We start from the raw sequence: 25,489 nt of genomic DNA, 5'->3' as shown, positions 1-25,489 counted from the left end.
GTCTTCACGGGTATCTAAGTGCCAAAATGGGTGATGCAGAAATCGATAAAACTTCGTAATCGTGGAGTCATTCTTCTGTCCTGGGCATAAAGCACATGGACGGGCCGACCGGGCAGTTCATAATCGGGCAGAACCCGCACCAGCCGCCCGGCGGCGATGTCCGCGCTCATCAGCGGAAGCGGTTGCATAATGATTCCCAGCCCTGAGAGGGCGGCAGCAAGCAGGGCTTCGCTGTTGTCCGTTTTAAACCTGCCGGTTACAGGTACCGAGACTTGTCCGCCAGGGCCTTCAAATTTCCATTCCGTCCGCATTGATGTATGGGTAAAGATCAGGCACTGGTGCCGCGTCAAATCCTGCGGCACAGAGGGCGTTCCAGCCTCTTCAAGATAAGCTGGTGCAGCACAAATAACCATCTGATAGGGAGCAAGCGCTCTTGCCAGTAGCTGGCTGTCCGCCAGTTCTCCCGTACGAAAAACGGCATCAAAGCGCTCTTCAACCAGATCGACAGTGCGATTCGACAAACAGAGTTCGAGCGAGACTTCGGGATTTTGTTTGAGATATTCCGGCAGTTTTGAGGCTAGCAGCTGACTGCCAAAGGTAATGGGAGCGCTGATCCTGAGATTACCACGGGGGATCGCACGGGTTTCAGCAATCACGGCTTCCGCTTCTTCCATTTCAGCCAGAATATTTTTCGCTCTTTCATAAAAGAGACGGCCGCTGTCCGTCAGGCTCTGGCTCCGGGTCGTACGGTTGATCAGTTGAATGCCAAGATTTTGCTCAAGCATGCGTAACTGCTTACCCGTCAGTAAAGCGGCTAAACCCACGGTTGTGCTTGTGCATGGTGCATTTTCAGATGGTTCAACCTGGAATAAGGTCATTCCTTTGCTTGAGGCTAAAGGGATTAATGTCGTTGCCGTACAAAACCCACTCACCTCCTTTGCTGAAGATACCGCCACAACACGTCGCGCACTGGCACGAGTAAAAGGTCCTGTTGTGCTGGTCGGCCATTCCTATGGTGGTGCAGTCATTACAGAGGCCGGTGCAAAAAATGAGAACGTCAAAGCACTGGTTTATGTTGCCGCTTTTGCACCATCGACCGGAGAGTCTGTCGGTGATTTAACAAAAGATTATCCTACACCTTCAGGTTTCAGTCATATTGATGCTGATGATGCGGGTTATCTGAAACTCACTTCTGAAGGCGTTTCTCAGCACCTGGCGCAGGATGTTACTGCGGAACAAGCGAGACTTATCTACGCCACTCAGGGCCCAACTAACGGCGCAGTATTTGGCGAAAAAGTGAAAGACGCGGCATGGGAAAATAAACCTTCCTGGTATATTGTCAGCGAACAGGATCATATGCTCGACATTAACTTGCAGAAAGTAATGGCGGAGAAAATCCACGCGACGGTGACTACCCTGAACACCAGTCATGCCCCACATATTTCTCAGCCAGATGCCGTGGCAAGTGTAATTCTTCATGCGGTCAGCGCCGTAAAATAATCAATATCGTGGTGATTATTAATCACTACACGAAAAAGTAGTTTGGGCTGCGTTCAAACTCACCCAACCCTTTGTGATACGATATTTGCTTTAGATTGTCACATGGGATCAGATCTTGAATTCATACATTTTCCTTGCAGGAGCTATTGTAGCTGAAGTCATAGGTACAACCCTGATGAAGTTCTCTGACGGATTCACACGCCTATGGCCATCGGTAGCAACTATTGTGTGCTACTGCACAGCCTTTTATCTTCTCTCCCAGACTCTGTCGACCATTCCAACGGGTATTGCGTACGCAATTTGGTCAGGTGCTGGAATCGTATTAATCAGCCTTTTGAGCTGGTTGGTAAGTGGGCAAAAACTTGATTTTCCGGCGATCGCAGGCATGCTTCTTATTTGTGCTGGGGTTCTGGTTATTAATATTTTTTCAAAATCCTCCCCACATTGATTCTCTTATCTTACTCTTGTAGGAAAAGCGCATATGAAAATACCAAAACTCCATACGGAACGCTTGCTGTTAAAACCATTAGAAGCCGAAGATGCCTCGCAGATTCAGTTGCTTTATCCACGCTGGGAGATAGTTCGCTATATGGTTTCCTCAGTACCCTGGCCCTATCCTGATAACGGTGCGGAGAATTACGTCAATAACGTTGCCCTGCCTGATATGGAAAAAGGGATTGCGTGGATCTGGACTATCAGACTCCGTGAGGCCCCTGACGCTCTCATAGGTTTAATTTGCCTTTATGACGTTGAGGATAATAACCGTGGATTTTGGTTAGATCCGGAATATCAGGGTCAGGGTTTTATGCGTGAGGCCAGTAATATCGCTACGGATTACTGGTTTAATACGTTAAATAAGACGGTATTGCGTGCGCCGAAAGCATCTCTCAATATCCGTTCCAAACGTATTTCAGACAGTAGCGGCATGCGGCTTATCAAGACGGAAAAGAAAGAGTATGTCAGCGGTTTGCTGGATTCTGAACTTTGGGAAATCACGCGTGACGAATGGAACACTCGTCAGGTTGGTTAATATAAATTATGGAATGTCCATAACTGAACCGCAGAGAATTTCTGTTCTTCGCAAAAGTTCATCGCCTCTTGAATCAGTTTTCTGTCCAATCCACTGTCGCGTACGCAGCGAAGCCTGTCACATCAACTACAGTGTGGGCTTCCCGATAGGCGTGACAACAAGCCGCTCAAGCGTTTTACCCCTTTCACTACCCCAGAGAAAATAGAAACTACTATCCTTACAGCGCGTAAAGTCTGAGCGCCCCTGTCATTCAAACCGACCCTGGTATGCTCCAGTTCGCTGTCTGAATAAAAAACACGCTGCAAAATCAACAAAATATAGTCAACTTGCTTAATTACTCTGCAATCGCGTGAAAACATGCAGAAAAATGCTAATTCCCTCTTGCCTCATTCGGTCTGTGCCGCTAATATTCGTCCCCGTTGTCACCTACAACGTTGCGTTCATAGCTCAGTTGGTTAGAGCACCACCTTGACATGGTGGGGGTCGTTGGTTCGAGTCCAATTGAACGCACCATTTGCGTCCGTAGCTCAGTTGGTTAGAGCACCACCTTGACATGGTGGGGGTCGGTGGTTCGAGTCCACTCGGACGCACCAAATCATATCCCTTTGATTTGGTGCTAAATTCTCAAACGTTCTCCTGAAACCCATTCTATTCTTTGCGCAGACAAGCAAGATACTTCTGCACCGATCGCACCACAATCTGTCTGGCGTTGGATTTAATATCCTGACCTTCAAACGCGCCATAGAGTCGGTCGAATCTGACATCCTGCAACGCGTGCATAATGTGGATAACCGCGCTTGCCGGCAATGGCAGCATATTGGGGTAGCTCCACATAAACGACACAGCATCCGCACCGGGAGTGACCTGCAAAATATCGCCCACAAGGATTATCCCCTCCCCATCATCAATATGCATAATACTCCCCCCCGCAAAATGTCCGCCCAGGCGTAACAACGTCACGGTAGGGAGTAATTTATGCACATCGCCTTCCCATAGCCGAATAGAGGGGCTGTCACGCATAATCCACTGGCGATCGTCGGCATGCAGATAGATTGGTGCATCGAATGCTGCCGCCCAATCCTGCATCGTGGAGTAGTAGTGAGGATGCGAAATGGCAATGGCACTCAACCCACCCAGCGCGGTGATGAGCGTCTGCGTGGCCGGGTCCAGATTCGCAATACAATCCCAGAGCACATTCCCCTGCGGGGTGCGTAGCAAAAATGCCCGTTGGTTAATGGCAAACCGTGGCACGGTCTGAATACTCAGTAGCGAACGCTCATGCTGCAGCCATTTATTCGTATGCGTCGCGTGAAGCGCGGCTGGATCGATCCATGATTGTCCGGTAACGGGAACATACTGGCGCTCATCTTCGCAGATTTTGCAATGCGTTATAGCCCCATGCGTATCGTCATAGGACGTTCCGCAGGTCTTACACAAGATTGTCATTTGTCTTCCCCCTGCACGTATGCTCTCTTCCGTTCAGGATCTTTTATTACGGTCAAAGCATAGAACAAAAAAAGACAGCGTCAGCATCCCACCGCACGCTGGATCAAATAACCCTTTGAAAGTGACTACAACATCAAATGATGTAAGCGAAATGGCATCATCAGATGCCTTCAAAGTCCCTTGTGCAGGGCGTATCATTCACCTTCTTCGCATAACCGCCATAGCCCAGAGATCAGATATCATGCCCTCTTCAATCACCCTCCTTGCTGCGGGAAGTTTACGACTGGCATTTACCCCACTACTCAATCAGTTCACCCGCCTTAGCGGCATTGAGGTCAACGTTGGCTATGGCCCGGCAGGTTTGCTGCGCGAGCGTATTGAAGCCGGGGAACCGTGTGCTCTGTTCGCCAGTGCAAATCGGGCACATCCGCAACGACTACTGGACACACACCGGGCCGTTTCCACACATACACTGTGCTGGAATCAACTGGGCCTGGTTACCAACCGGCGCGGTGAATGGCTGGATTTACTACGCGACCCGGCGCTGCGTATTGGCACATCCACACCGGGCTGCGACCCTTCCGGTGATTATACCTGGACATTTTTCGATAACATGGATGCACTGGAACCGGGCCTTGGACAACAGCTTCGTGCACGCGCCCTGCCACTGGTTGGTGGCCGCGATACGCTCAGCATCCCGCCAGGAGAATTGGCAAGCAGTTGGCTTCTTCGCCAGGGGTTGGCCGATCTGTTTATTGGTTACGCACATTATGCAAAAGCACTCGGTTCACCGTCCGATGTTCGCTACGTTGCTATTCCTGCGGAACAGAACATCTTGTGTGAATACCAACTGGCGGTGCTCGATGCTTCTGAAGAGGTGATGAGACTGGTTAAATTTATGCTTGCCCACGACGGTCAGGCGTTGCTGACCGCCGCCGGTTTCTTGCCTGTTAGCGGTGGATAGCAAACAGCGGCGCAATAAACGGTGTCTGATAGTTTTCCACACTGAATTTTCGCAATGGCAAGCCATAGGCCTGGAACAGATTATCTTCTGTCACCACGCCGTCCGTCGGCCCTGCCAGCCATTTTCCCTCAGGAAGCAACAGCAGCGTATGAGTTGCAATCTGTAAGGCGTGCAACGGATCATGCGTCGAGAAAAGCACGCTACACCCCTGCCGGTGTGCCAAATCGCTGATGAGCTGCAGCACGACCTGCTGATTGGCAAGATCCAGCGCTGAACATGGCTCATCAAGCAACAGCGTCTGGCATTCTGTAACCAGAGCACGGGCAATCATCACCAGTTGCTGCTGACCGCCAGAAAGTGAGCTAAACGATGTGGCGGCGAGATGCGCAATGTTTAGCTGTTCCAGCGCCTGCTCCGCCCGTTGTTGATCCTGGCGGCTCGGCTGAGCAAACAATTTTACGTGCTGCGCCCGCCCCATCAACACCACGTCGCTCACCGTATAGGGAAACGGCAGATGGCAATGCTGGGCCACAATGCCTATCCCCCCATGAACGTCAATACTCCCGCCCAGCGCGGGTCGCGTGCCCGTTAGCGTATCCAGCAGCGTGCTCTTACCCAGACCGTTTCGCCCAAGCACCGCCCAGATCTGGCCTTTCTGACACTGAAAAGTGAGGGGGTCAAACAGTGGAGAGCGATAGCCATAGCTAAGCTGATTCACGCTGAGCGCAATAGATGTCATTGTTTCCCCCGACGACTGGTACGAATGAGCAAGAAGGCAAACAGCGGTGCGCCGAGCAACGCGGTGATGATCCCAAGCGGTATTTCCGCATGCATCAGAGTGCGGGCGATATCATCGACCGCAATCATAAAACCACCTCCCATCCAAAAAGCACACGGGAGCAAGCGACGATGATCAACCCCCACCAGCAACCGCGCAAGATGGGGAATAACCAGCCCAACCCAGGCAATGCTGCCACTGACCGCCACCTGAGCGGCAACTAAAAACGCGCAGCACACCAGCACGCTACGCCGCAGCGGAACCACCGCCACGCCCAGCGCTTTAGCATCTTTATCATTGAGCGATAACAGATTTATCCGCCAGCGCAACTGGTACAACATCGTCGCCGCAATGGATACCGGGATCGCCAGCAGCAGGACTTTATGCCAGTTAGCCGTGGCAAAACTGCCCAGCAGCCAGAATACGATGTTCGGCAAGGTTTCTTCCGTATCGGCCTGGTATTGAATCAGGCTCACCAGCGCGGCAAAAAAACCACTTAAAATAATGCCAGATAAGATCAGCACCAGCGTATTTTCCAGCCCTTGTAAGGCCGCAATGGCATATACCAGAATGAGCGCTGCCAGACCGAAGAAGAAGGTTGACCCCATCATCAGCCACGGCTCAAGACCCAGCAGAATCGCCAGCGTCCCGCCGAAGGCCGCCCCCGAGGTTACGCCTATGATGTGCGGGTCGACCAATGGGTTGTGAAACACCCCTTGCAAGGTAGCGCCGCACAATCCCAGCGCGCCCCCCGCCAGCAACGCCATCAGAATACGCGGTAGTCTGACTGTCCATATCACCTGACTGGCAATACCCTGCGCATCGCCAAAATGGGTGAGTTGATAAAACACTTCACGAAGTGACAGCGGATATTGTCCAAGACACAGCGAACTGACCCCCAGCACCAACACCCCTGCTATCAGTAATGATTGCAAGGGGAAATCCCGTTTACTTAGCAGCATCTGACTGCCAGTTCACACGATAAAAACGTTGATAGTAATCCTGCGCCTGCGCATCCACATCGACATTTTTATAGGCATCCGGGTAAAGTTTTTTGGCCATCCACAACTCACCTATTGCCAATGCTTCCGGCATCGGATAACCCCAGGCTTTGGCATATTCAGGCATCAGCCAGACACGATGATTTTTCACCGCGTCAATTCCCTGCCAGTTAGGATCGTTTTGGATCTCTTTGACCACCTGCGGATATCGGTCCTGAACAAAAATCACCTGCGGGTTCCACGCCAGCACCTGCTCAAGCGCCACCTGACGCGCGCCTTTCACGCTGGCCGCCGCCACATTTAACCCACCCGCATGTTGCATCATCAGGCCAGTGTATTTCCCGGAACCGTAGGTCATAAGGTCAGGGTTAGCCATATAAATGCGAACCTTTTGCGCTTCCGGTATGGCCGCAACTGGCGCATTGAATTTTGCTCGCGCCGTAAAGACGTAATTGATCAGCGTTTCCGCCTGCGTTTTACGCCCTACCACATCCGCAATCAGGCGGATCCCCTGCTTTAAGCCTTCGTTGTAGACCTGCTCTTCATCAGCCATCGTCGGGTTCATTTTATTCTGTTGCCCGGCAATATCCTGACGTAACGAGATAGCCACCACCGGGATACCGGCATTCTGAATCTGCTGGATCATCTCAGCGGGCGCATAGTTGGCGACAAACACTACCTGCGGATGAATCGCCAGCAAACTTTCGATATTCACGCTGGTGAGATCGCCAGGCGTAGGCAGCGTAGTTATTGTCGGCATAAACCGGGCAAACTCAGGCCCAAGCTGTTTTTTCCAGCTCGACATCACGCCGACGATATCCTGCGCAGCATCCAGTTGCACCAGAATATTCAGCGTCTGGTGTTGCAGCACAACCACCTTATCGACATGGTCAGGGATTGTAACCTGACGCCCAAGCTGATCGGTGATAGTGCGATCCGCCTGTGCGGAAAAGGCAAAAAACATGCTGGCGCAAACCAGCACAAAAGAGCGAAGAGTTAACATAGATACCATCTGGACTGGGAAAAATTCGATATGCATTAAATTATATAACGTGATAGCTGGCAACCCATTATCGCCAGACACGGTATACCGCCACGCGGTTCGTCACGGCAAATACAGTGTGTAACCCTGAACTGGCCTGCATTTGCCCGTCAGCGCTTCCCGCTTTACCCCTGTGGGGGTAGCCCGGCTAAAATCCGCTTCGCCTGCGCCTCGCTAAGCGAATAATCAAAAAACTGGCGGTAAAAATCGCGGGTTACGTTAACCATATCCAGGCCGCCAAACAGTGCTGGATGCAGCTTTGACGCGGCCCACTGCAACTGCAACGCGCTTTCGGTTCCATAGCGATCCCAGGGGAAGACGCCCGCCGGATTGCGCCAGACTTTGCCCTGTTTCACCGCGTTAAGCTCTTTGAACAACGCTGCATAAGGTGAACTGGCAATATCGCCACATCCCGCCCCGAGAATAATCACCTCCGGCTGCCAATACAGCACCCGCTCGGGTGAGACTTCTTTCATGTTACCGTCCACTTCCCCGGCGACGTTCCGCCCACCAGAGAGCGCAATCCAGGTATCAATCAACGTGTTTCTACCGTCGACTTTCAGTGGGTTCAGCGACTGAATGTGCAGAACCCGCGGGCGCCGATTTTCCGCTAATGTCGCCGTTTTCGCGCGAACATCCGCAATAGTGCGGGTTAAAAATTGATTATATGCCACTGCCCTGGCGCGAGCCTGATCCGTGCCTAACACGTCCGCCGTGGTCGTGACTGACTTTTCCATCGAAGGATAATCAGTAAATGCCATTTCCAGCGTCGGGATACCCGCCTGGTTGTAACTCTGCGCATCCCCCTTGCCCTTTGCGACAAACAGAACATCGGTATGCAGAGCCAGCAGGGCCTCGCTATTGAATGACGTCCCGTGAATTTGTAAGGCCTGATTCAGCGATGGGTTTATTTTGAACATCCACGGCTGGCTCTGTGGATGATTGACGGTGGCGACAATCTGACGTCCCGCCCCCAGCGTCATCAGCACCGAGTGATGGGCAAACCAGCTATCCGCAATACGTTGAACTTGTGTGGGGACGGTTACAGTGTGACCGGCATCATCCACAACCTGACGCGTGGCCAGGGCGGGAAACGCCAGCCACACACAGAGCAACCATGTGTGGCACGTTTTCATCAGCAATCCTTAAAAATCAACCTGAACGGAAATCTGCGCCTGACGTGGGGCGCCAAGTTGCGCACTGGCCGCCCCGGCCCCCGTATAACCCGTCAACGCGCCGGGGACAATGTTGGTCCAGTAGCGGCGGTCGGTCAGGTTAGTGATATCAAACCGGAAGGTCGTGGGCGTGTTCCACAGTCTGGTGGCATAACGGCTACCAATATCCACCGTGGTATAACTGCCTACCCAGGTATCATTCGCGTTATCGGTAGCCCGACGTCCGACGTAATGCACGTTGGCATCCACATCCAGTCCCTGAACCTGTTCAATGCTATAGACTGCCAGCACATTCGAGGTAAAGCGTGGCAAGCCGACAACCTGCTTACCATCTGCATTACTGGCGGCAGTGTTGTGCAGCATGGGGTCCAACCAGGCGGCTCCCCCTAACACCCGTAAATTTTCCGTGATATGCCCATCAGCCATCAGTTCCAGCCCACGGTTTTTCTGCGTACCGTCCTGAGCAAATTCGCCGTTGTCGTTGGTATAAGCAAAGGGACGTTTTGCTTCAAATAGCGCCGCGGTGAGCAGCAGATCTTTGACGGGCGCATATTTTGCCCCCACCTCCACCTGATGGCTGCGGTACGGATCCAGCACATGTCCTGCATTGCTGGCCCCGGCAGGTGCGGTATCGCCCTGCTGCAAACTGTCAGCCCAGGTGGTGTACAGCGTGACGTTCTCAACCGGTTTATACATCAGGCTGGCGGAGCCGCTCATGCCGTTATCCTTTTGGCGACTGGTTTCATGACCGGATTTGTTATAGTTGCTGACGGTAAACAAGTTTTCGCTGCCAGACAGCAACAAACTCCATTGCGGAGTGAAATGCAGCGTATCGCTTAACAGAAATGCATGCTGCGTAGTGGTCGCCGAATGATAGCGATTAGTAAAGTCAGGATAAGGCGGGCGCGGATAGTCGGGATGTTGATCAAGTGAAGAATGCCCCAGCGTAAAGGTTCCCCCATTTCTCGGGTTATAGTTTTTCCATACAAATCCGCGCATTCCGGTCGCGATATCCTGCGTCAACCAGCCGGAATCAATGCTGCCGGTCAGGTTCGCTAAATAGCTGTTGATCGTAAAGCGACTGGCCGCTGAATTCGAGGTCGTGGTGGTGTAGTGACCCCGATTATCCGTCAGGGTGTTGGTTACTGCCGTCGATTCACGGTCAGCAACCTGGTGTAAGGCCCCCAGATCCAGCATCCAGTTACCGTCAAAATCATGCTTGATGTGCATGTCCGCAGTGGTCGTTTCATCATCATGACCTGCATATGACTGACCATATTTACTGTTCGTCGGATCGAATGCCGAAGGAAACTGCACGCCTTTTGCCAGCGCAAAGCTGCCTGGCATGCCTTTTTCATAATAATGGTAATAGCTGAAATTACTCTCCAGCACGGTTTTATCGGTCAGCTGAAAATCCAGGCCCAATCCCGCGTACTGCCGACGAACATGACTATCGGTGGTGTAACTGTGCCCTTCATCATTCATCAGGTTGAGGCGGTACTTCACTCTGTCTCCCGCGTCGACAGGCCCGCTGAAATCCATTGATGCCAGCGTTCCTGACCCTGTACCTTGCCCTACGGTAACCCGATGCAGTGGCGTATCCAGAGGGCGTTTCGAGACCAGATTAAACATCCCCGCCGGGTTGGCTGGCCCGTACAGTGAACCCGCGATACCACTCAGCACGTCTATATTCTGGAACTGCTCTGTCGGATATTCGGTGGTGGAAACGGCATTCAGCCCATCAATCATATGGTTTTGCACCACGCTCCCTTGCATGCCACGGGTTTGTGGTCGAACCCCCTCTCCCTGAACGGACGGTATGTAGCGATAAACATCCTTAACATCTTTGATTTGTTGCTGATCAATCACTTTTTTCGACAGTGTTTGTACCGACCACGGAACATCAATTAACTCTCGCTGCCCCAGGCTACCGATCGTCGCCTTTTTTTCAGCGGCCGCGGGCTCCTGCTCGGGAAACGAAGATTGAGCAGGCGCGGAAGCAGTAACGGTAATGGTGTCATCAGCATGGGCCGACAGGGAGGCGGCAAGACAAGAAAAAGTCAGCAACCCGGAGGCAATTGGGGTGATTTTGCAATTTAACATTTGTTGATTCAATTCGTTAGATAGAAAGACTGGCGGTCGATAACACAAGCGCCTTCTCTTGCGGGGCACGTTTATTATATTTGTATGATAAATAGAATAGGCTTAATCGATATATATGTAAATATATAACGAGAGAGGATTGGCGAAATGGTTACAACAAAAAAGCCGACGGTAATGGCTACTGTCGGCTTTACACACGATCTGTACTGAACGAGATTACTTCATCGACGTTTTGATTATCTCTAACGCTTTTGCAAACTGATCCTGCGGGATAGTCAATGGGTAAAGGAAGCGGATCACGTTGCCATACTGGCCGCAGGTTAACAGCAGCAGCCCCTGCTCAAGCGCTTTTTTCTGCACGCGCTGCGCGGCGGTGGCGCTGGGTTCACCCGTGGCCGCATCGCAGAATTCAGCGGCAATCATCGAGCCTAATCCCCGCACTTCGGCAAGTTCAGGGCATACTGCACGCGTATCGGTCAGCACAGCACGCAGTTGCTCGCCAAGCGCTGCCGCACGCTGGCACAGCTTTTCATCACGGATAATATCCAGTACCGCATGAGCTGCCGCAATCGATAGCGGGTTCCCGGCGTAAGTCCCCCCCAGTCCACCCGGCGCGGGCGCATCCATAATATCGGCTTTGCCTACGACACCCGACAACGGCATCCCACCCGCAAGGCTTTTTGCCATGGTCATCAGGTCTGCTTTATCAGCATAGTGATCCATCGCAAACAGCTCCCCGGTACGGGCAAAACCACTTTGCACCTCATCGGCAATCATCACGATGCCATGCTCATCGCAGATACGGCGAATTGCCGCGACAAACTCCGCCGGAGCGACAACAAAGCCGCCTTCCCCCTGGACGGGTTCGAAGATAATCGCAGCGACCTGGCTCGGATCGATATCCGCTTTAAACAAACGTTCTATCGCTTTAATCGAGTCTGCAGTTGAAACCCCCTGCAGCGCAGAAGGATATGGCGCATGGTAAACGGACCCCGGGAACGGACCGAAGCCTTTTTTGTATGGCGCCACTTTGCCGGTTAACGCCATCGTCATGTATGTCCGCCCATGGAAACCACCGCCAAAGGCGATAACGCCAGGGCGACCGGTGTGAGCGCGGGCAATTTTAACCGCATTTTCCACGGCCTCAGCCCCGGTGGTAAAGAATGTCGTTTTACGCTTACCGTCAATTGGCGCCACCGCGTTAATTTTCTCCGCCAGCGATACATAACTTTCGTAGGGAACAATCTGATAAGCCGTATGGGTAAAGGCTTGCAGTTGCGCCTCAACGGCCTGCACCAGACGCGGATGGCGGTGCCCGGTGTTCAGCACGGCAATCCCGGCGGCGAAATCAATATACTGATTGCCTTCAATATCGGTAATCGTGCTGTTTTCAGCCGACTGGGCATAAAAATCACACATCACACCTACGCCACGTGGGGTGGCATCCAGACGACGTTGTTGCAGGTTTTTATTGTTCATTCTCTACACCTTGTCCATAAACACAATTGGTTGAATTACCCTTTAAATTTAGACGCCATCTGGTACTTTAATCGAGAGCCAAATCGTTTTATTTTAAGGATCCAAATGCGTTCACTTGCCGGAGATGTGATCAAGCATGCATTTAGCCAGCAGACTGACGAGAAGCTGCATCGTCGCCTGTATGCCGCCATCTGTAGCTGCATCCTTGAGGGGAGCCTGAAACCCGCTACCCGCATGCCACCTTCACGCGACCTGGCGAGTGAGCTGGCGTTATCACGGAATACTGTCCTGCGGGTTTACGAGCAGTTGCAGGCCGAAGGCTATATCTCCGCGCGCACCAGCAGCGGTACATTTGTGACCGACAGCGTGCTGGACAATCTCGGTCTGGCCCCTAATAAACCTCCGGTTTCACCTGCGACACGTGAAGACCACACCAGTTTGTCCGTCCGTAGCCTTGAACTGCTTGGGCATGCCAGCGCCAGCCCTCGCCAGTGGGGAGCTTTTATTCCTGGTGTACCGGACGTGCATTCTTTCCCGCATCGCACACTGAAAAAGATTCAGGATCGGCTGGCAAGGCGGCTACGCCCGGAGTTTCTCACCTACGATGCCACTGGTGGTTTGATTGAACTGAAAGAAGCGCTGGCGGACTATCTGCGCACCGCACGCGGCGTGCGCTGTACGCCAGATCAAATATTGATTACCGAGGGCATTCACCAGGCGTTGGATCTGGTAACCCGCTCGTTGTGTAATCCTGGCGATAATACGTGGATTGAAGAACCCGGTTACTGGGGAATAAAAAACATTCTGCGCATCAATGCCGTCAACTTTTCGGCCATCCCGGTTGATGAACAAGGCATGCTTGCGCCTGCTTGCGTCGAACCGGCACCGAAACTTATTTTTGTGACACCGTCACATCAATATCCGCTTGGCCCGGTAATGAGCCTTGGTCGACGACGGCAGCTACTCTATCAGGCACGTGAAACGCACAGCTGGATTGTGGAAGATGACTACGACAGCGAGTTTCGTTTTTCCGGCCAACCCATCCCGTCATTGCAGGGACTGGAAGAAGATGCTCCGGTTATCTATATCGGCACCTTCAGCAAGACCCTCTATCCGGCACTGCGGCTCGGGTACGTTGTGATACCCAAACCGCTTGCCGCCCCACTGATGAAGGTACATAACGATCTCTATCGTGGTGGGCATCTCCTGATTCAGGCGGCGCTGGCTGAGTTTATTCGTGAGGGTTACTATGCGGCGCACATCCGTAAAATGCGCCAGTTATATAGCCGCCGACGCCATACGTTGGTAGAGCTCATCATCAGCCAGCTTGGTGAGGATTATCTGGGACCTTACAGCAGCAACGCCGGACTACATCTGATTTTACAGCTACCTGCGGGTACTGATGATAGCGCAATTGCCCAACAGGCCAACGCACAAGGTCTTCTGGTTCGCCCACTTTCGCGGTACTACGTGAAAGAAGAAAAACGCAGCGGTCTGCTGCTGGGCTTTGCCAGTATTGAAGAACATGAGATGGCTGCGGCGTTTACCCGACTGGCGGATATTATCAGGATAAACACCGAGTAAGCACCTTATCCGGCCTACGAAGTACGCTTTTTGTAGGCCGGAGAAGCGCAGCGCCATCCGGCATCATTGCACAGATTAATGTGAGGCTTTTTTAATCCCGGACAGATCTTCCTGGCTTACCTCACCATTACCTTCACCCCAGCTTTTACGCACGTAATTGATCACATCGCGCATTTCGCTGTCGCTGAACAACCCGCCATAGGCTGGCATCTTAAAGGAGACATTCCCCCGCGTCGTCGGTGTTTCTGCGCCGTGGGCAATCACCCTGAACAACGGCGTTGGGTCGTCTACCATCACTAACGGGTTGTGAATAAGCGAAGGTGCATTATCATCGGTCCCTTTCCCTTCCAGACCATGACAGGTCGAGCAGTAGCGGTTGTAGGTCACTTTACCCGCTTCAGGGGAATTCGACCAGGAGGCCGTAGCGGCTTTCGTACGCGTCGGTTCCGTCTTCGTGCTTTTCAGGCTCAACAGATACTGCGCAATCGCCGTGGCATCTTCGTCCGTCAGGTACTGTGTGCTCTGGCTGACGACTTCAGACATCGATCCCGATACTGCAGCATGTTTGCTTTTCCCCGTCAGCAGCAATGACGTTAACGCCTGCTCAGACATCCCGGTTCCCCGCAGCGATGGCGCATACCAGCCGTCGATCATCGCCCCGCTCAGGTACTCAGCATCGGCATTGGTATAGGCTTTTTCGTTCATCGCCATCCCTCTCGGAGTGTGGCATGACCCGCAGTGACCCGGACCTTCAACCAGATAAGCCCCCCGTTTTACCCGCGCTGCCGTATCATCCGCTTTGTTGCCTTCAACAGCGGCAGTCGGCGCATCGGTAAACAACCAATTCCAGATATGCAGCGGCCAGCGGGCCGAAATCAGCCAGGGAATAGCATTCTCTTTATTGGGTTCTGCTGACGGCTTAACATCATGCATGAAGTAGCTATACAGCGCCTGAACATCTGCGTCGGACAGTTTCGAGTAAGAAGGATAAGGCATCGCCGGGTACAGCGGATGACCGTCTTTGGCAATCCCCTGGCGCACGGCCTTCTCAAAATCGTCGTAAGAATAGTTGCCGATACCGTGCGTCTTATCCGGGGTAATATTCGTCGAATAGATATCACCAACCGGCGTGGGGAACCTCTTACCTCCCGCCATCGCTGCGCCGCCTTCCGCGGTATGGCATGCCACGCAGTCTGAGATCCTCGCGATGTACTCACCGTTAGATTCAGCGGCAGAGACAGAAGCGGTAAACAGGCAGGCGATTAAAACGGTTACATTACGCATAAATCACCCCATATCCTTGAGTTCATTAACCGCGCGCCATGCCTGATCGATCGCAGCATGAGCATAAGCGCTCCAGTCAGCATCAGAGTTAGCGATGGCAATACGTCCGATAGGTTTACGCGCCCGCTCAATAATCTCCGGCATTTTTTCCATATCATCGAACAGTGAATTAGCGTAATACGCATAACCATGCGCCCAGCGGTTAACGGTAATGGCCGCAATATCCCGTTGGTTGTCAAAACCGGTTGAGCCAAACATTTCCTGCAACTGAGAACGGATCATCTCTTCATGTGCGGCAAACGTGGTCCCCAGCAGATAAGCACGCCCCAAACGGAACTGCTCCCTCGCGGACAGATTACTGCCAGGATACGTGGGCACATAGACCATATGAATCACCATTGGCTCGTCCGGCGAGGCCGGGTGTTGATATCCGCCGATACTGACCGGATAGTCGAGCTTGATTCGGCTGTAAGGCGCGGCCGGTGAATAAAACTCATGAACCCCCAGTTGCTTAAACGCTTGCCAGTTTTTGACCACCACATTGGTGTACACCAGCGGCGCCTTCACGTTCAGTTTGAGATCGGCCTGCTGCTGCTCTGGTGTTTCCGGTACCAGATATGGGATCATCATGTTATAGCCCGCCATGATGGCATTCTTACCGCGCACGCGATGCATTTTGCCATCGCGTAGCCAGGTGACGGCAACGCCACCCTCCACGTTCGCCGCATTAATCACCGTGCTGTTCAGGCGTAAACGCGTGGTGTTTTCCGGCAAGTCGAGCTTTTCATAATCCAGTCTGGCGAGGACAGAATCTTCCATGGTATTGCCAGGCAGCGCGTCCGGCAGCATGTGTCTGACCAGCAACCGTGCCAGACCCGCATTGCCATCCGGGAAATGATAGACATATGGCTCTTCGAGGTCGGCAAGCGATTCACCGTCCAGCGGCGGCAGCCCTAACGCTTCCATTCCCGGCAATGCGCACGCACGAGCATCACTACCGGAAATGCCTTCAATACCGATGGCAAAGAAATCGTTGGAACGCTGCTGGAAATAGAGCAGCGCCATTTTGCTTAAACCAACCCTGGTGGAAAGAAACTCACTATAGCTGTGGGTATCCAGCCATTCCGTTTTCTCATCAACCGTCATCCCATGAAGATAATCAACCGGACGCACATGCAAATCGATCAGGGCTTTACGATCTTCCTCACTCAAGGGGAAGTCATTGATAAAGTCTTCGATATTACGGCCATTGAGCCGATCCGGCGGAATATCATCGGATACCGCACGCCCCGGATCGCCGCTGACTATTTTCGTCTCACCAAAATTCTTTTTATCGAAGAAGACGCCACGACTTAGCTGCCAGTCGGGGTAGAAATTAACGTCAAAACTCTTTTTCAACCGCGTGACGCTCACGCCGACGGTTTCCATCAGCTTATTCACTTCGGGGCTGAAATTATGCGCGGGTGACTGAAAGGCTTCACTCCCGCCATATCCGATAAGTTTTTTGCCTGCGGAGGTGAATTCGTTGCGTTTGGCGTGACCACCAAAATCATCATGGTTATCGAGGATCAGCACCTTGCTGTTTTTCCCGACCAGTTCATGCCAGAAACAACCCGCGGCCAGTCCGCTGATACCGCCGCCCACAATCACCAGATCGTACTCTTCCTCGATGGGCAGAGCGCTTAAATCAAAGTGCTTATGTTCACGGCCTAACGCATGGGCCATTTCAAACGAACCCGGATGGTTACCGCGTAGCCCCGTTAACGCAGGCGGATAATAACTTCCATCAATAAATTCGTGCCCCTTTCCTGCCGCTCTGACCAGATCCAGAGGGGTCAGTCCCGCAGCGATAGTCACCGCCACGCCGTTGAGAAAATCACGTCGGGTAATTGCCATTAACTTTGTCCTTTTGCCACTGACACATTGTCCTAAAAAACACTACAAATGAGAGGTTCCCCCTCGCAGACACAAGGAGGATACCGCCGACTACTTCACTGGCTTCAGCTCTTCATCCAGTTTTTTAGCGTCATAATAATCACCCTGCCAGGTGATTTTTCCTGCCTTAACATGAATATAGCTGACACCTTCAAATTTGATCGGATTATTTGTCGGCGGACTTCCCGCCCATTCGCCGCTATTTTTACCCGAGAATTCCCAACGAAATGCCACAGTATCTTCATCCGCGACAGGTTTACCGACCATTTTCCAGGTCAGATCCGGGACCGCCTTAATAAATGCACCAATCACGTCTTTTTCAGCTTTTTTCCGGCCGGTTACCGGCTCTCCTGCGGCGGCATCGTAATAAACGGCATCGTCCGCCAGGTACTGGGCAGCCAGCGGCGCATTATGCGCATTCCATGCTGCCATATATGCTTTAACCGTGTTCAGCGGTGAGCTTTCTGCCAGACTGAATCCTGAGAACATCACCAATGAAAGTGCGGCTATTTTTAATGTTTTCATCGTATTACCTGTTATTCGGAAATATCACACATGATATGTTTCACCCGGGTATACTCATCGAGCGAATAAGAGGAGAGATCTTTTCCGTAGCCGGATTTTTTGAATCCACCGTGCGGCATTTCGGCGCACAGAGGAATATGACTGTTAATCCATACTGTGCCGAAATCGAGATCAATACTGAAACGCTGAGCGCGACTGTGATTGCAGGTCCAGACGCTCGCGGCCAGGCCATATTCCACATCATTCGCCTTGCGCAACGCGTCTTCATCACCAGAAAACGACTGAATGGTCATTACCGGGCCAAACACTTCGTGTTGGATGGCTTCATCATGTTGATGCAGGCCGGAAATTATCGTTGGCTCAAAGTAGAAACCCGGCCCAGGCCCCGCATGACCACCGGTTTCAATTTTCGCATGTGCAGGTAAACGCTCAATAAACCCCTTCACCTGCTCAAGCTGGTTTTTGCTATTCAGCGCGCCATATAACGCCTCCTGATCCTGCGGAGGACCAAACTTGATACTTTTCGTTTTTTGGATCAGTTTTTCCAGGAACGTCGCATAGACAGAATCTTCCACCAGGATGCGCGTGGCGGCAGTACAATCCTGTCCGCCATTGAAAAATCCTGCGGTAGTGATGGCAGTAATCGCCTTGTCCATATCTGCATCAGCAAACACGACGGCGGGTGCTTTGCCACCCAGTTCAAGATGGGCCTTTGTCAGGTTAGCTGCTGCTGATGCCGCAACCTGCAGACCAGCGCGTACCGAACCGGTAATCGACACCAATGAAGCCGTCGGGTTAGAAACCACCAGTGAGCCAGTACTGGCCTTGCCCAACACGACGTTAAACGCCCCGCGCGGAAATAAGGGTGCCGCCAGTTCAGCCAGGAGCAGCGTACTTACCGGGGTGGTATCGCTCGGTTTTAAAACTACCGTATTGCCTGCGGCCAGCGCCGGTGCAATCTTCCACACCGCCATCATAAACGGGTAGTTCCACGGTGTGACTTGTCCCACAATGCCCAACGGCTCACGACGAATCGTTGAGGTGAACCCGGCGGAATATTCTCCGGCGGCCTTCCCTTCCAGACAACGCGCTGCGCCGGCAAAAAAACGGATCGCATCGCACGAGGCTGCAATCTCTTCTTTTTCGATAAAATGACGCAATTGACCGGTTTCCTGGCTTTGCGCGTTGACCAGTCGTTCAACATTTTTTTCTATCTCATCCGCCAGTTGCAGCAGTGCTTTTTGCCGCTGGGCTGGTGTCGATTTTTTCCACATGTTAAATGCCGCCGCGGCCGCCGAGTAGGCAAGATCCACCTCAGTCGCACCGGCATTAGGCGATAACGCGTACGTTTCACCGTCAACCGGACTCACCAGCTCAAACGTGTCTTCTGTGTTACCCGCTACATATTGCCCATTTATAAAATGCTTCAGGGTTCTCATGCCTGTCTCCCGCCAATTAATACATAAAGAAGCTTATGTAATATATATATTGTAAAAATTTTTCAAATGCGCAACATTGACACTATGATAAACCTCGCACTTTTAACTTAAATTTTACATTTTCAGGGTAAGGTTTTTCATCGTCAGCGTGCAGTGCGCTTTGACGCTATCGGGACACACATCCGCCTGTGCAGCGATGTTGCGCGTGGGCATGTAAAATAACGCGGCCATTCTGACCTTTCGTGCCCCGCGGGCATGTGTTAAAAATGGTCGTTGTTTCAGGGAATTGAGTGCAGAAAAGATTATGATTACTCATGCGGTCATATTTGCGCCTATCGGGCAGGTCAGTCGTTCAGACCAGATAGTGCAGCGCCTGTCAAATGCCATTATTACCGGGTTACTGGAGCCAAAAGAACAGCTGCCCAATGAAACCGATTTGGCAAAGATGATGGGTGTCTCACATATTACTATCAGAGAAGCGCTCAACACGCTTCGGGCTAATAATCTTATCCATACGGTTCGTGGCCGTAATGGCGGGAGCTTCGTTTGCGAGAATATTGATGGCAAAAATAGCGCCCTGCATCCGTTTAAATCGATCAGTACCGATTACCTTTCGGATTTAGGCGAAATGCATTGCGCCATTATCAGCCACAGCGCCAGGTTAGCCTCCAGACGCATGACCGCGGCGGATATTGCCAAATTTCGCGAGTTTGTAGACGTGCTGAGGAAAGCCGACTCACCAGAACTGATGACTCAGGCCGATATGCGTTGTTTGCTGGCAATTGCGGCCAGCTCTCATTCAGCACGGCTGGCCAACCAGGAGCTTCAGGTCCAGGCCGAGTGGGCATCACTGGTGGCAATACTCTATCGCGCCGACAATATTCATGCGGAAATTATCGCGCTTTATTCGGCGCTGGCCGACGCGCTAGCCGCCCATAACGAGACCGGGTCAGTCCAGTACGCCACGCAGATCATCGATACGTTTACCTATTACCTTATTGAAAAAAAGCTGAAATATAACTCGAACTGACAATCAGTGAAGGCAGGACAGACCATGAGCTCTTCGACATCCTTAAGCGCATTAATCCGTAAAATTGATGATATTACCGTCTCTACCGTAGAGTCTACCGTTGCGCTGGCGAGGAGCATTCACGAGGCCATTGCCGGTGTGCAAAAAGGCTCCGCCGAAGTTGTCCTCGACCCCGCTGTCAGATCAACGGTTCAGCAACACATCAAGAGCACACTGAACAACAATCACTACTGTTCGGGCGCAGGTTTCGCCAGCCATATTGAGAGTACAGAAACCACCAAAGAATATTGGCTACTGGAATGGTGGTATAAGAAAGATAATGGATTGAGTCAGGCACATCTGGATTTGGATCAGGCGACGCAACAGCGGCTGGATTTCAGAACCTTTGAGTGGTTTAAGCATTCGCCTCCGGCAGGTGAAGCGTACATCCATGGCCCGTATGTCGACTATATCTGTAACATCTCCTATACCCTAACCTCAGCGGTTCCGGTTTACTATCATGATCAGTTCCTCGGCGTCGCCGCCGTCGATCTGCTGGTCAGTCAGATAGAAGCCGAACTGCTCTCCTGCCCTCACCCTGATTATGTCATTCTGACCAATCTGGAAAACCGGATCATCTTTTCCAGTTGGCCGCGCTTTCGCGTCGGTGAATTATTGTCACCAGCCCACAGCACGGTGGTGTATCAAAGCGACTACTTTATCCTTTATCACTACCAGAAATAGTCCATTCAAGGCTGAGCGTTACCGGATAAGGATGCCAGCGTTGTATCCGGCGCGCAAAGCGTTCGAAATTAAGGGCCCGAAGGCCCTTAGTTTTAGTTATCCTGCCCTATATTGAGCTTCGTGGCATAGGCAATAGCATCGTTTTCCGGTGCAGCCGAGCGGCCAAAAGGTCGGGTAAGGAACATGTAGATCAATCCTGAACCTACCACAATCGCCAGACCAAACAGTACTGTCCAACGGTCGATGAAATCACTGCTGTCAGCTGGCTGCGCCAGTAACCAGATCCCACACAGGCCGTAAGCTAATGCCAGCACGTTTACAATCACGCCCCAACCACCAATCGTCCACTCTCCGGCGGGTTTCCAGCCTTTCAGACGTTGACGCAGCGCGGCCAGTACCACCATCTGGAATGAAATATAAATACCGATCACAGCAAATGCGGTGATACGCGATAAGTTATCTGGCTGGAAATAGACCCAGACACAAATGATAACCGGCAACACGCAGCTGACGACCATGGCATTATCCGGGACACCATTTTTGGAAATTTTGGCCATCCACTCGCTGCCCGGCAGCATTCTGTCGCGGGAGAAAGAAAAGATAAGACGACTTAACGCCGCTTGCAGAGACAGAATGCACGACAGCATCGCGATAATAGCGACAACGATAAAGACCGTCGCACCGGTTTCCCCCAGCGCTTCATTGAGGATTGCCGGGATCGGATCGGCGGTTTTGCCATTCACGATACTCACCAGGTTCGGTGACGCCAGCAGATAGCCCATGACGGAGATAATGGCGGAGATCGCGCCAAACACGATACTTAAAATCATGGCTACCGGAATTTTTTTGCTTGGATTTAGCACTTCCTCTGCAACGTTACCGCACGCCTCGAAGCCAAAGAACATAAACAGGCCCATCAGCGCGGCAGACATAAAGGCGGTGGAATAACTTCCGTCATGCGCCAGTACCCCCATCGAATCAAAGATGACGGAGAAAGGCTGTGAACGGTGGAAAATCAGCAGATAAATACCCAGCGCAATCACGCTGACGATTTCACACCAGAAACCAATTTTGGCGACCCTGGCCAGATTCCTGGTCCCGGACATATTGACGGCCATCATCAAAAGCAGCAGCAAGACGGAGGTCACCAGCATGGTGGCGGGTGTCTGCCCATAATGAAAGAGTGATTCAACAAATGTTGATGTATATTCCGCGATCGAGGTAATCGTCACCACCAGCGCCCACAGGTAGATCCAGGCGGCGATCCACGCATATTTCTTACCCCACAACCTTCTCGCCCAGGGATACAGCCCCCCGGTGATCGGATATTGAGACGCAACCTCACCAAACACCAGGGCGACTAACAACTGCCCACACGCGACGATTAAAATCCACCACACCGCGGGTGGTCCCGCCAGCGTCACTGCCAACGCGAACAGCGAATAAACAGCGGTGAGCGGTGACAGGTAGGTAAAACCCAACGCAAAATTTGAAATAAGCCCGATCGAGCGGTTGAACTGTTCTTTGCCATCTTTTTGAAAATTATCGTTTTTCTTATCAGGTGTCTGTTCCATATTGCTTTCTCTTTTGTGGAATAGTCGCAGGGTTGAACAATTAATGTATAAAAGATATTAAGTTATATGTATAGTGATTTTGTCGCATATTTGTTAAAACAAATCGCACATCACGTTCCTGAATAAACAAGGGTTCGACTCGATTTAATAACATTTAATTAACATAACGAGTGAATGACGAGAGGTTTTCAGCGTTGGAGGCCTGGACGCTGATGTCGCGCGGGGCACGGGAAAACGCGCACGCCGTTGAGCAGCACCGTCTGCTGCTGGAAGCGAACCGCCATCTGTGGGATACGCTGCCGGAAAAATACGCTGACCTGGTATAAGAACGTGCTTAGTAGCAATAATCGCTGCTGTTCAGCAACATTTTTGCAATATAATGGAATGATGTTAAACGCTGAACCTGGCAGGTGAATGATGGAAATTGATCTCGATAATCTGGTCTTTGATGGGCTGGAAGAAGCGCAAGAGCGTAATGCTGAACGTCTGGAAGATGCGGACAAAAAAGCGCAGGAAATGATTGCTGATAACGACTGCGGCGATGCCTGCAAAATCTAATTTCTGAACCGGCTCAATGCCGGTTTTTTTATAGTCAGCCTGCGCTTCACGCCGTATAACGCAACGCCTCAATCAGCTGTGCAAAGGCTGCGGTATGTTGTCTACGGCTGGGATAGTACAGGTAATAACCGGGAAAAGGTTCACACCAGTCTTCCAGCACTTTTTCCAGCGCTCCCTCTGCTACCGCCTGCTCGACGGTGTCTTCCGGTACAAATGCCAGGCCCATGCCCGAAATCGCCGCACTGATACGCGGTGGAAGATTGTTAAAAATAAGCTGCCCTTCTACCCGCACGCGGAGATCCTGCCCATTTTCGGCAAACTCCCAGGCATACAGCCCGCCCAGGGTCGGCATGCGCATATTGATACAGTTATGATTCTGTAAATCATGCGGGGTTTGCGGTTTGCCATGGCGGGCAAAATAGGCGGGGGATCCCACCACAACCATGCGCCAGTCGGGACCGATCCTGACAGCAACCATATCTTTGGCCACCTGCTCGCCAAGCCTGATACCGGCATCATAGCGTCCCGTCACGATATCCGTCAGGCTGTTGTCGATGGTCATTTCCACATTTACATCAGGATACGCCTGCAAAAACGGCTGTAGTGCAGGCCAGACGGTCGATTGCAACGCATGTTCCCCGAGCGTCAGACGGATATTCCCCGCCACGCGCTGGCGAATATCGGTTAATGCCAGTAGCTCCGACTCAATGTCATCGAAACGCGGACTGATACTGTTGATAAGCCGTTCTCCGGCTTCGGTTGGCGCGACGCTTCGCGTGGTACGGGTCAGCAATCTGACATCCAGTCGCTCCTCAAGCCCGCGAATGGCATGGCTTAATGCTGACTGCGAGACCCCTAACTTCGCTGCGGCGCGGGTAAAACTGCGTTCACGGGCAACGACAATGAGATAATAGAGATCGTTAAAATTATCACGCAGCATGCTTGTTCCCAATCCAGACCTGTTTTGACGTATGTTACAGATCAGAATTGAGATTCAGTAGTATTTCTGCTCATTTTGCACACTTCATTCCAGTACATTTCGCGCGTCAGGCGAAGTTCAGCGTGTTGTTTTATCACGGAACCACTCCGGATCAATGTTGGCGATATCCACCCCATACAGGCTGGCGGCAGGAAGAACAGACTCCACAACACGCTGAAGATTTCGTTCCGCACTATGTTGTGGAGTCTGTGGATGTCGATTCTTTATACGCAACCAAAGATATTTAACCCCGTTCATCTTCTCCGCCTCCGCTGTCTGTTGGGCTCAACTTATTCCAGCGCAGAATGCGTAAAAAATGAAATGCGAATTTTTGCCAACGTTGTGCGCTATTTTGCATTTCAGTTTTTCATTATTTTCACCCGCAATTAACACCCTTTTCACTAATACCATTTTGTATATAGATAAGAATTTTTTCTTATTTGGTCACCGCCGCAAGTTATGGGAGCGTAAAAAGCACAAACCAAAACAACAGGGATTCAAAGAAAATGATGGCAACGACGATTCACAGCACAAAAAAAACATGGCTGGCACTCAGTGTCCTGCTGGCGTCAGGCATTGCCGCGTCATACGCTCAGGCCGATCAACTGGCCGATATCAAAGCCGCAGGCGTGGTAAAAATCGCCACCTTTGACGCCAATCCACCGTTCGGCTCTATTGATGCAAAAACACATAAAATTGTCGGCTACGACGTTGATTTCGCTGAAGCGCTGGCTAAATCACTTGGCGTTAAACTGGAACTGATCGCCACCAATCCGGCTAACCGTATACCGTTATTGCAGTCCGGTAAGGCCGATTTAATCGTAGCGGATATCACGATTACACCTGAGCGTGCACAGGTTATCGATTTTTCCGCCCCTTACTTCGTTACCGGACAGCAATTCCTCGTTCCGGCAAAATCGCCGGATAAGCTTGATGACTACAGTAAGGCCCGTATCGGTGCGGTGAAAGGGACGACAGGTGAGCAGGCGTTGCATCAGCGTTTTCCACAATCACGTGTGCTGGCCTATGACGATATTCCGCTGGCATTAACCGCACTGCGTAATGGTAATGTCCAGGCGATCACCCAGGACAGCACCATTCTGGCAGGGTTGTTAGGCGGTGCGCCGGATAAAGCAGATTTCAAAATTTTGCCCGACCTGTTGAGCAAAGAAGAAATTGGTGTGGGTGTGAAAAAAGGTGAACCTGCGCTGTTGAAGGCCGTGAACGACGAGCTATTAAAGCTCGAGTCAACCGGGCAGGCAGCCAAAATTTATGATGTCTGGTTTGGTCCGCAAACCAAAAATCCACAGCCCCGCGCCTTCAAAATAGAAGCGAAGTAA

The 25,489-nt window shown here is 51.8% G+C and carries 24 protein-coding genes, 2 tRNA genes and 1 pseudogene; 12 read left to right on the top strand and 15 right to left on the bottom strand.

Features of this window, described 5'->3' with window-relative positions:
- Nucleotides 1–14: 14 nt before the first annotated feature.
- Complete coding sequence (locus tag FDX24_RS07330; RefSeq protein WP_199953438.1) at nt 15–785, bottom strand: LysR substrate-binding domain-containing protein; 771 nt, start codon at nt 783–785, stop codon at nt 15–17.
- Here FDX24_RS07330 and FDX24_RS07325 point away from each other — a divergent pair.
- From FDX24_RS07325 to FDX24_RS07295, 6 genes and pseudogenes are all read left to right on the top strand, one after another.
- Entirely contained in the window at nt 784–1,500 is a 717-nt protein-coding gene (locus FDX24_RS07325) for an alpha/beta fold hydrolase (protein WP_212732647.1), read from the top strand. The two genes, FDX24_RS07330 and FDX24_RS07325, sit on opposite strands and share 2 nt — an antisense overlap.
- Before the next feature lie 115 nt (nt 1,501–1,615).
- Nucleotides 1,616–1,948 (top strand): EmrE family multidrug efflux SMR transporter, encoded by a 333-nt coding sequence (locus FDX24_RS07320; protein WP_071887338.1) that lies wholly within the window; start codon nt 1,616–1,618, stop codon nt 1,946–1,948.
- Nucleotides 1,949–1,981: 33 nt separating this feature from the next.
- Nucleotides 1,982–2,530 carry a GNAT family N-acetyltransferase gene (locus FDX24_RS07315; protein WP_048211803.1) on the top strand — a complete coding sequence of 183 codons (549 nt, stop codon included), beginning with the start codon at nt 1,982–1,984 and terminating at the stop codon, nt 2,528–2,530.
- Between the two features lie 150 nt (nt 2,531–2,680).
- Nucleotides 2,681–2,767: pseudogene (locus tag FDX24_RS23675) on the top strand (glutathione peroxidase); the annotation flags it as partial.
- Nucleotides 2,768–2,966: 199 nt separating this feature from the next.
- Nucleotides 2,967–3,043: transfer RNA gene (locus FDX24_RS07300), tRNA-Val, on the top strand.
- Nucleotides 3,044–3,046: 3 nt separating this feature from the next.
- Nucleotides 3,047–3,123, top strand: a tRNA-Val gene (locus FDX24_RS07295).
- Nucleotides 3,124–3,178: 55 nt separating this feature from the next.
- On the opposite strand, the gene FDX24_RS07290 is transcribed toward FDX24_RS07295, so the two are convergent.
- Nucleotides 3,179–3,976 carry an MBL fold metallo-hydrolase gene (locus FDX24_RS07290; RefSeq protein WP_137346356.1) on the bottom strand — a complete coding sequence of 266 codons (798 nt, stop codon included), beginning with the start codon at nt 3,974–3,976 and terminating at the stop codon, nt 3,179–3,181.
- A gap of 241 nt (nt 3,977–4,217) precedes the next feature.
- Between FDX24_RS07290 and FDX24_RS07285 the strand changes: the two genes are divergently transcribed.
- Nucleotides 4,218–4,940: a substrate-binding domain-containing protein gene (locus tag FDX24_RS07285; RefSeq protein WP_137364062.1), complete on the top strand. Its 723-nt coding sequence runs from the start codon at nt 4,218–4,220 to the stop codon at nt 4,938–4,940.
- Here FDX24_RS07285 and FDX24_RS07280 read toward each other — a convergent pair.
- The 6 genes from FDX24_RS07280 to puuE form a co-directional block, all read right to left on the bottom strand.
- Nucleotides 4,927–5,679, bottom strand: a complete 753-nt coding sequence (locus FDX24_RS07280; protein ID WP_048211806.1) for an ABC transporter ATP-binding protein — start codon at nt 5,677–5,679, stop codon at nt 4,927–4,929. The two genes, FDX24_RS07285 and FDX24_RS07280, sit on opposite strands and share 14 nt — an antisense overlap.
- A complete protein-coding gene (locus tag FDX24_RS07275) occupies nt 5,676–6,680 on the bottom strand; it encodes an iron ABC transporter permease (protein WP_048211807.1) in 1,005 nt (334 codons plus the stop codon). The genes FDX24_RS07280 and FDX24_RS07275 overlap by 4 nt, the downstream gene beginning before the upstream one ends.
- Nucleotides 6,667–7,722 (bottom strand): ABC transporter substrate-binding protein, encoded by a 1,056-nt coding sequence (locus FDX24_RS07270; protein WP_048211808.1) that lies wholly within the window; start codon nt 7,720–7,722, stop codon nt 6,667–6,669. Before FDX24_RS07270 ends, FDX24_RS07275 begins: the two co-directional genes overlap by 14 nt.
- 164 nt (nt 7,723–7,886) lie before the next feature.
- On the bottom strand, nt 7,887–8,897 hold the full coding sequence (locus tag FDX24_RS07265; protein ID WP_061067820.1) for an ABC transporter substrate-binding protein: 1,011 nt from the start codon (nt 8,895–8,897) through the stop codon (nt 7,887–7,889).
- A 9-nt stretch (nt 8,898–8,906) separates the two neighbouring features.
- A complete protein-coding gene (locus tag FDX24_RS07260) occupies nt 8,907–11,039 on the bottom strand; it encodes a TonB-dependent siderophore receptor (RefSeq protein ID WP_105242169.1) in 2,133 nt (710 codons plus the stop codon).
- Between the two features lie 216 nt (nt 11,040–11,255).
- The gene (gene puuE, locus FDX24_RS07255) at nt 11,256–12,518 is read right to left on the bottom strand and encodes a 4-aminobutyrate transaminase (protein ID WP_137364061.1); all 1,263 of its coding nucleotides are present in this window, start codon (nt 12,516–12,518) and stop codon (nt 11,256–11,258) included.
- A gap of 105 nt (nt 12,519–12,623) precedes the next feature.
- Between puuE and FDX24_RS07250 the strand changes: the two genes are divergently transcribed.
- Complete coding sequence (locus tag FDX24_RS07250; protein WP_048211812.1) at nt 12,624–14,102, top strand: PLP-dependent aminotransferase family protein; 1,479 nt, start codon at nt 12,624–12,626, stop codon at nt 14,100–14,102.
- A gap of 75 nt (nt 14,103–14,177) precedes the next feature.
- Here the strand turns inward: FDX24_RS07250 and FDX24_RS07245 are convergent, their stop codons facing one another.
- The 4 genes from FDX24_RS07245 to FDX24_RS07230 all read right to left on the bottom strand — a co-directional run bounded on the left by FDX24_RS07245 (nt 14,178) and on the right by FDX24_RS07230 (nt 19,285).
- Nucleotides 14,178–15,386, bottom strand: coding sequence for a cytochrome c (locus FDX24_RS07245; RefSeq protein ID WP_115643464.1), 1,209 nt, complete (start codon nt 15,384–15,386; stop codon nt 14,178–14,180).
- 3 nt (nt 15,387–15,389) lie between these two features.
- Nucleotides 15,390–17,282 carry an FAD/NAD(P)-binding protein gene (locus FDX24_RS07240; protein ID WP_137364060.1) on the bottom strand — a complete coding sequence of 631 codons (1,893 nt, stop codon included), beginning with the start codon at nt 17,280–17,282 and terminating at the stop codon, nt 15,390–15,392.
- A 90-nt stretch (nt 17,283–17,372) separates the two neighbouring features.
- Nucleotides 17,373–17,846: an ester cyclase gene (locus tag FDX24_RS07235; RefSeq protein WP_053065222.1), complete on the bottom strand. Its 474-nt coding sequence runs from the start codon at nt 17,844–17,846 to the stop codon at nt 17,373–17,375.
- A gap of 11 nt (nt 17,847–17,857) precedes the next feature.
- Nucleotides 17,858–19,285 (bottom strand): gamma-aminobutyraldehyde dehydrogenase, encoded by a 1,428-nt coding sequence (locus FDX24_RS07230; protein WP_101741679.1) that lies wholly within the window; start codon nt 19,283–19,285, stop codon nt 17,858–17,860.
- A gap of 304 nt (nt 19,286–19,589) precedes the next feature.
- Between FDX24_RS07230 and FDX24_RS07225 the strand changes: the two genes are divergently transcribed.
- Together FDX24_RS07225 and FDX24_RS07220 are read left to right on the top strand one after the other, a co-directional pair.
- Complete coding sequence (locus FDX24_RS07225) at nt 19,590–20,315, top strand: FadR/GntR family transcriptional regulator (RefSeq protein ID WP_040233767.1); 726 nt, start codon at nt 19,590–19,592, stop codon at nt 20,313–20,315.
- A gap of 24 nt (nt 20,316–20,339) precedes the next feature.
- The gene (locus tag FDX24_RS07220) at nt 20,340–21,038 is read left to right on the top strand and encodes a cache domain-containing protein (protein ID WP_116360133.1); all 699 of its coding nucleotides are present in this window, start codon (nt 20,340–20,342) and stop codon (nt 21,036–21,038) included.
- Between the two features lie 92 nt (nt 21,039–21,130).
- Here the strand turns inward: FDX24_RS07220 and FDX24_RS07215 are convergent, their stop codons facing one another.
- Nucleotides 21,131–22,612 carry an APC family permease gene (locus tag FDX24_RS07215; RefSeq protein ID WP_137364059.1) on the bottom strand — a complete coding sequence of 494 codons (1,482 nt, stop codon included), beginning with the start codon at nt 22,610–22,612 and terminating at the stop codon, nt 21,131–21,133.
- Nucleotides 22,613–23,029: 417 nt separating this feature from the next.
- Between FDX24_RS07215 and FDX24_RS07205 the strand changes: the two genes are divergently transcribed.
- Nucleotides 23,030–23,170 carry a hypothetical protein gene (locus FDX24_RS07205; RefSeq protein WP_086523654.1) on the top strand — a complete coding sequence of 47 codons (141 nt, stop codon included), beginning with the start codon at nt 23,030–23,032 and terminating at the stop codon, nt 23,168–23,170.
- 46 nt (nt 23,171–23,216) lie between these two features.
- On the opposite strand, the gene FDX24_RS07200 is transcribed toward FDX24_RS07205, so the two are convergent.
- Both FDX24_RS07200 and FDX24_RS07195 read right to left on the bottom strand, forming a co-directional pair.
- Nucleotides 23,217–24,110, bottom strand: coding sequence for a LysR family transcriptional regulator (locus tag FDX24_RS07200; RefSeq protein WP_137364058.1), 894 nt, complete (start codon nt 24,108–24,110; stop codon nt 23,217–23,219).
- 117 nt (nt 24,111–24,227) lie between these two features.
- Nucleotides 24,228–24,407 (bottom strand): hypothetical protein, encoded by a 180-nt coding sequence (locus FDX24_RS07195; protein WP_071887336.1) that lies wholly within the window; start codon nt 24,405–24,407, stop codon nt 24,228–24,230.
- 248 nt (nt 24,408–24,655) lie between these two features.
- On the opposite strand from FDX24_RS07195, the gene FDX24_RS07190 reads away from it, so the two are divergent.
- Nucleotides 24,656–25,489 (top strand): ABC transporter substrate-binding protein, encoded by an 834-nt coding sequence (locus FDX24_RS07190; protein ID WP_137364057.1) that lies wholly within the window; start codon nt 24,656–24,658, stop codon nt 25,487–25,489.

The organism is Citrobacter sp. wls716, assembly GCF_005280975.1.
Taxonomy (GTDB): Bacteria; Pseudomonadota; Gammaproteobacteria; order Enterobacterales; family Enterobacteriaceae; genus Citrobacter; species Citrobacter youngae.
The sequence above is the reverse complement of the archived record's forward strand: the minus strand, read 5'-3'. Positions and strand labels throughout refer to the sequence as shown.

Coding starts and splice junctions, on each gene's coding strand:
- FDX24_RS07250 (WP_048211812.1), top strand. CDS start 12,624: ATGCGTTCACTTGCCGGAGATGTGATCAAGCATGCATTTAGCCAGCAG.
- FDX24_RS07330 (WP_199953438.1), bottom strand. CDS start 785: ATGCTTGAGCAAAATCTTGGCATTCAACTGATCAACCGTACGACCCGG.
- FDX24_RS07215 (WP_137364059.1), bottom strand. CDS start 22,612: ATGGAACAGACACCTGATAAGAAAAACGATAATTTTCAAAAAGATGGC.
- FDX24_RS07240 (WP_137364060.1), bottom strand. CDS start 17,282: ATGGCAATTACCCGACGTGATTTTCTCAACGGCGTGGCGGTGACTATC.
- FDX24_RS07285 (WP_137364062.1), top strand. CDS start 4,218: ATGCCCTCTTCAATCACCCTCCTTGCTGCGGGAAGTTTACGACTGGCA.
- FDX24_RS07270 (WP_048211808.1), bottom strand. CDS start 7,722: ATGTTAACTCTTCGCTCTTTTGTGCTGGTTTGCGCCAGCATGTTTTTT.
- FDX24_RS07290 (WP_137346356.1), bottom strand. CDS start 3,976: ATGACAATCTTGTGTAAGACCTGCGGAACGTCCTATGACGATACGCAT.
- FDX24_RS07205 (WP_086523654.1), top strand. CDS start 23,030: ATGGAAATTGATCTCGATAATCTGGTCTTTGATGGGCTGGAAGAAGCG.
- FDX24_RS07265 (WP_061067820.1), bottom strand. CDS start 8,897: ATGAAAACGTGCCACACATGGTTGCTCTGTGTGTGGCTGGCGTTTCCC.
- FDX24_RS07325 (WP_212732647.1), top strand. CDS start 784: ATGCGTAACTGCTTACCCGTCAGTAAAGCGGCTAAACCCACGGTTGTG.
- FDX24_RS07190 (WP_137364057.1), top strand. CDS start 24,656: ATGATGGCAACGACGATTCACAGCACAAAAAAAACATGGCTGGCACTC.
- puuE (WP_137364061.1), bottom strand. CDS start 12,518: ATGAACAATAAAAACCTGCAACAACGTCGTCTGGATGCCACCCCACGT.
- FDX24_RS07260 (WP_105242169.1), bottom strand. CDS start 11,039: ATGTTAAATTGCAAAATCACCCCAATTGCCTCCGGGTTGCTGACTTTT.
- FDX24_RS07315 (WP_048211803.1), top strand. CDS start 1,982: ATGAAAATACCAAAACTCCATACGGAACGCTTGCTGTTAAAACCATTA.
- FDX24_RS07230 (WP_101741679.1), bottom strand. CDS start 19,285: ATGAGAACCCTGAAGCATTTTATAAATGGGCAATATGTAGCGGGTAAC.
- FDX24_RS07245 (WP_115643464.1), bottom strand. CDS start 15,386: ATGCGTAATGTAACCGTTTTAATCGCCTGCCTGTTTACCGCTTCTGTC.
- FDX24_RS07225 (WP_040233767.1), top strand. CDS start 19,590: ATGATTACTCATGCGGTCATATTTGCGCCTATCGGGCAGGTCAGTCGT.
- FDX24_RS07195 (WP_071887336.1), bottom strand. CDS start 24,407: ATGAACGGGGTTAAATATCTTTGGTTGCGTATAAAGAATCGACATCCA.
- FDX24_RS07275 (WP_048211807.1), bottom strand. CDS start 6,680: ATGCTGCTAAGTAAACGGGATTTCCCCTTGCAATCATTACTGATAGCA.
- FDX24_RS07280 (WP_048211806.1), bottom strand. CDS start 5,679: ATGACATCTATTGCGCTCAGCGTGAATCAGCTTAGCTATGGCTATCGC.
- FDX24_RS07220 (WP_116360133.1), top strand. CDS start 20,340: ATGAGCTCTTCGACATCCTTAAGCGCATTAATCCGTAAAATTGATGAT.
- FDX24_RS07200 (WP_137364058.1), bottom strand. CDS start 24,110: ATGCTGCGTGATAATTTTAACGATCTCTATTATCTCATTGTCGTTGCC.
- FDX24_RS07235 (WP_053065222.1), bottom strand. CDS start 17,846: ATGAAAACATTAAAAATAGCCGCACTTTCATTGGTGATGTTCTCAGGA.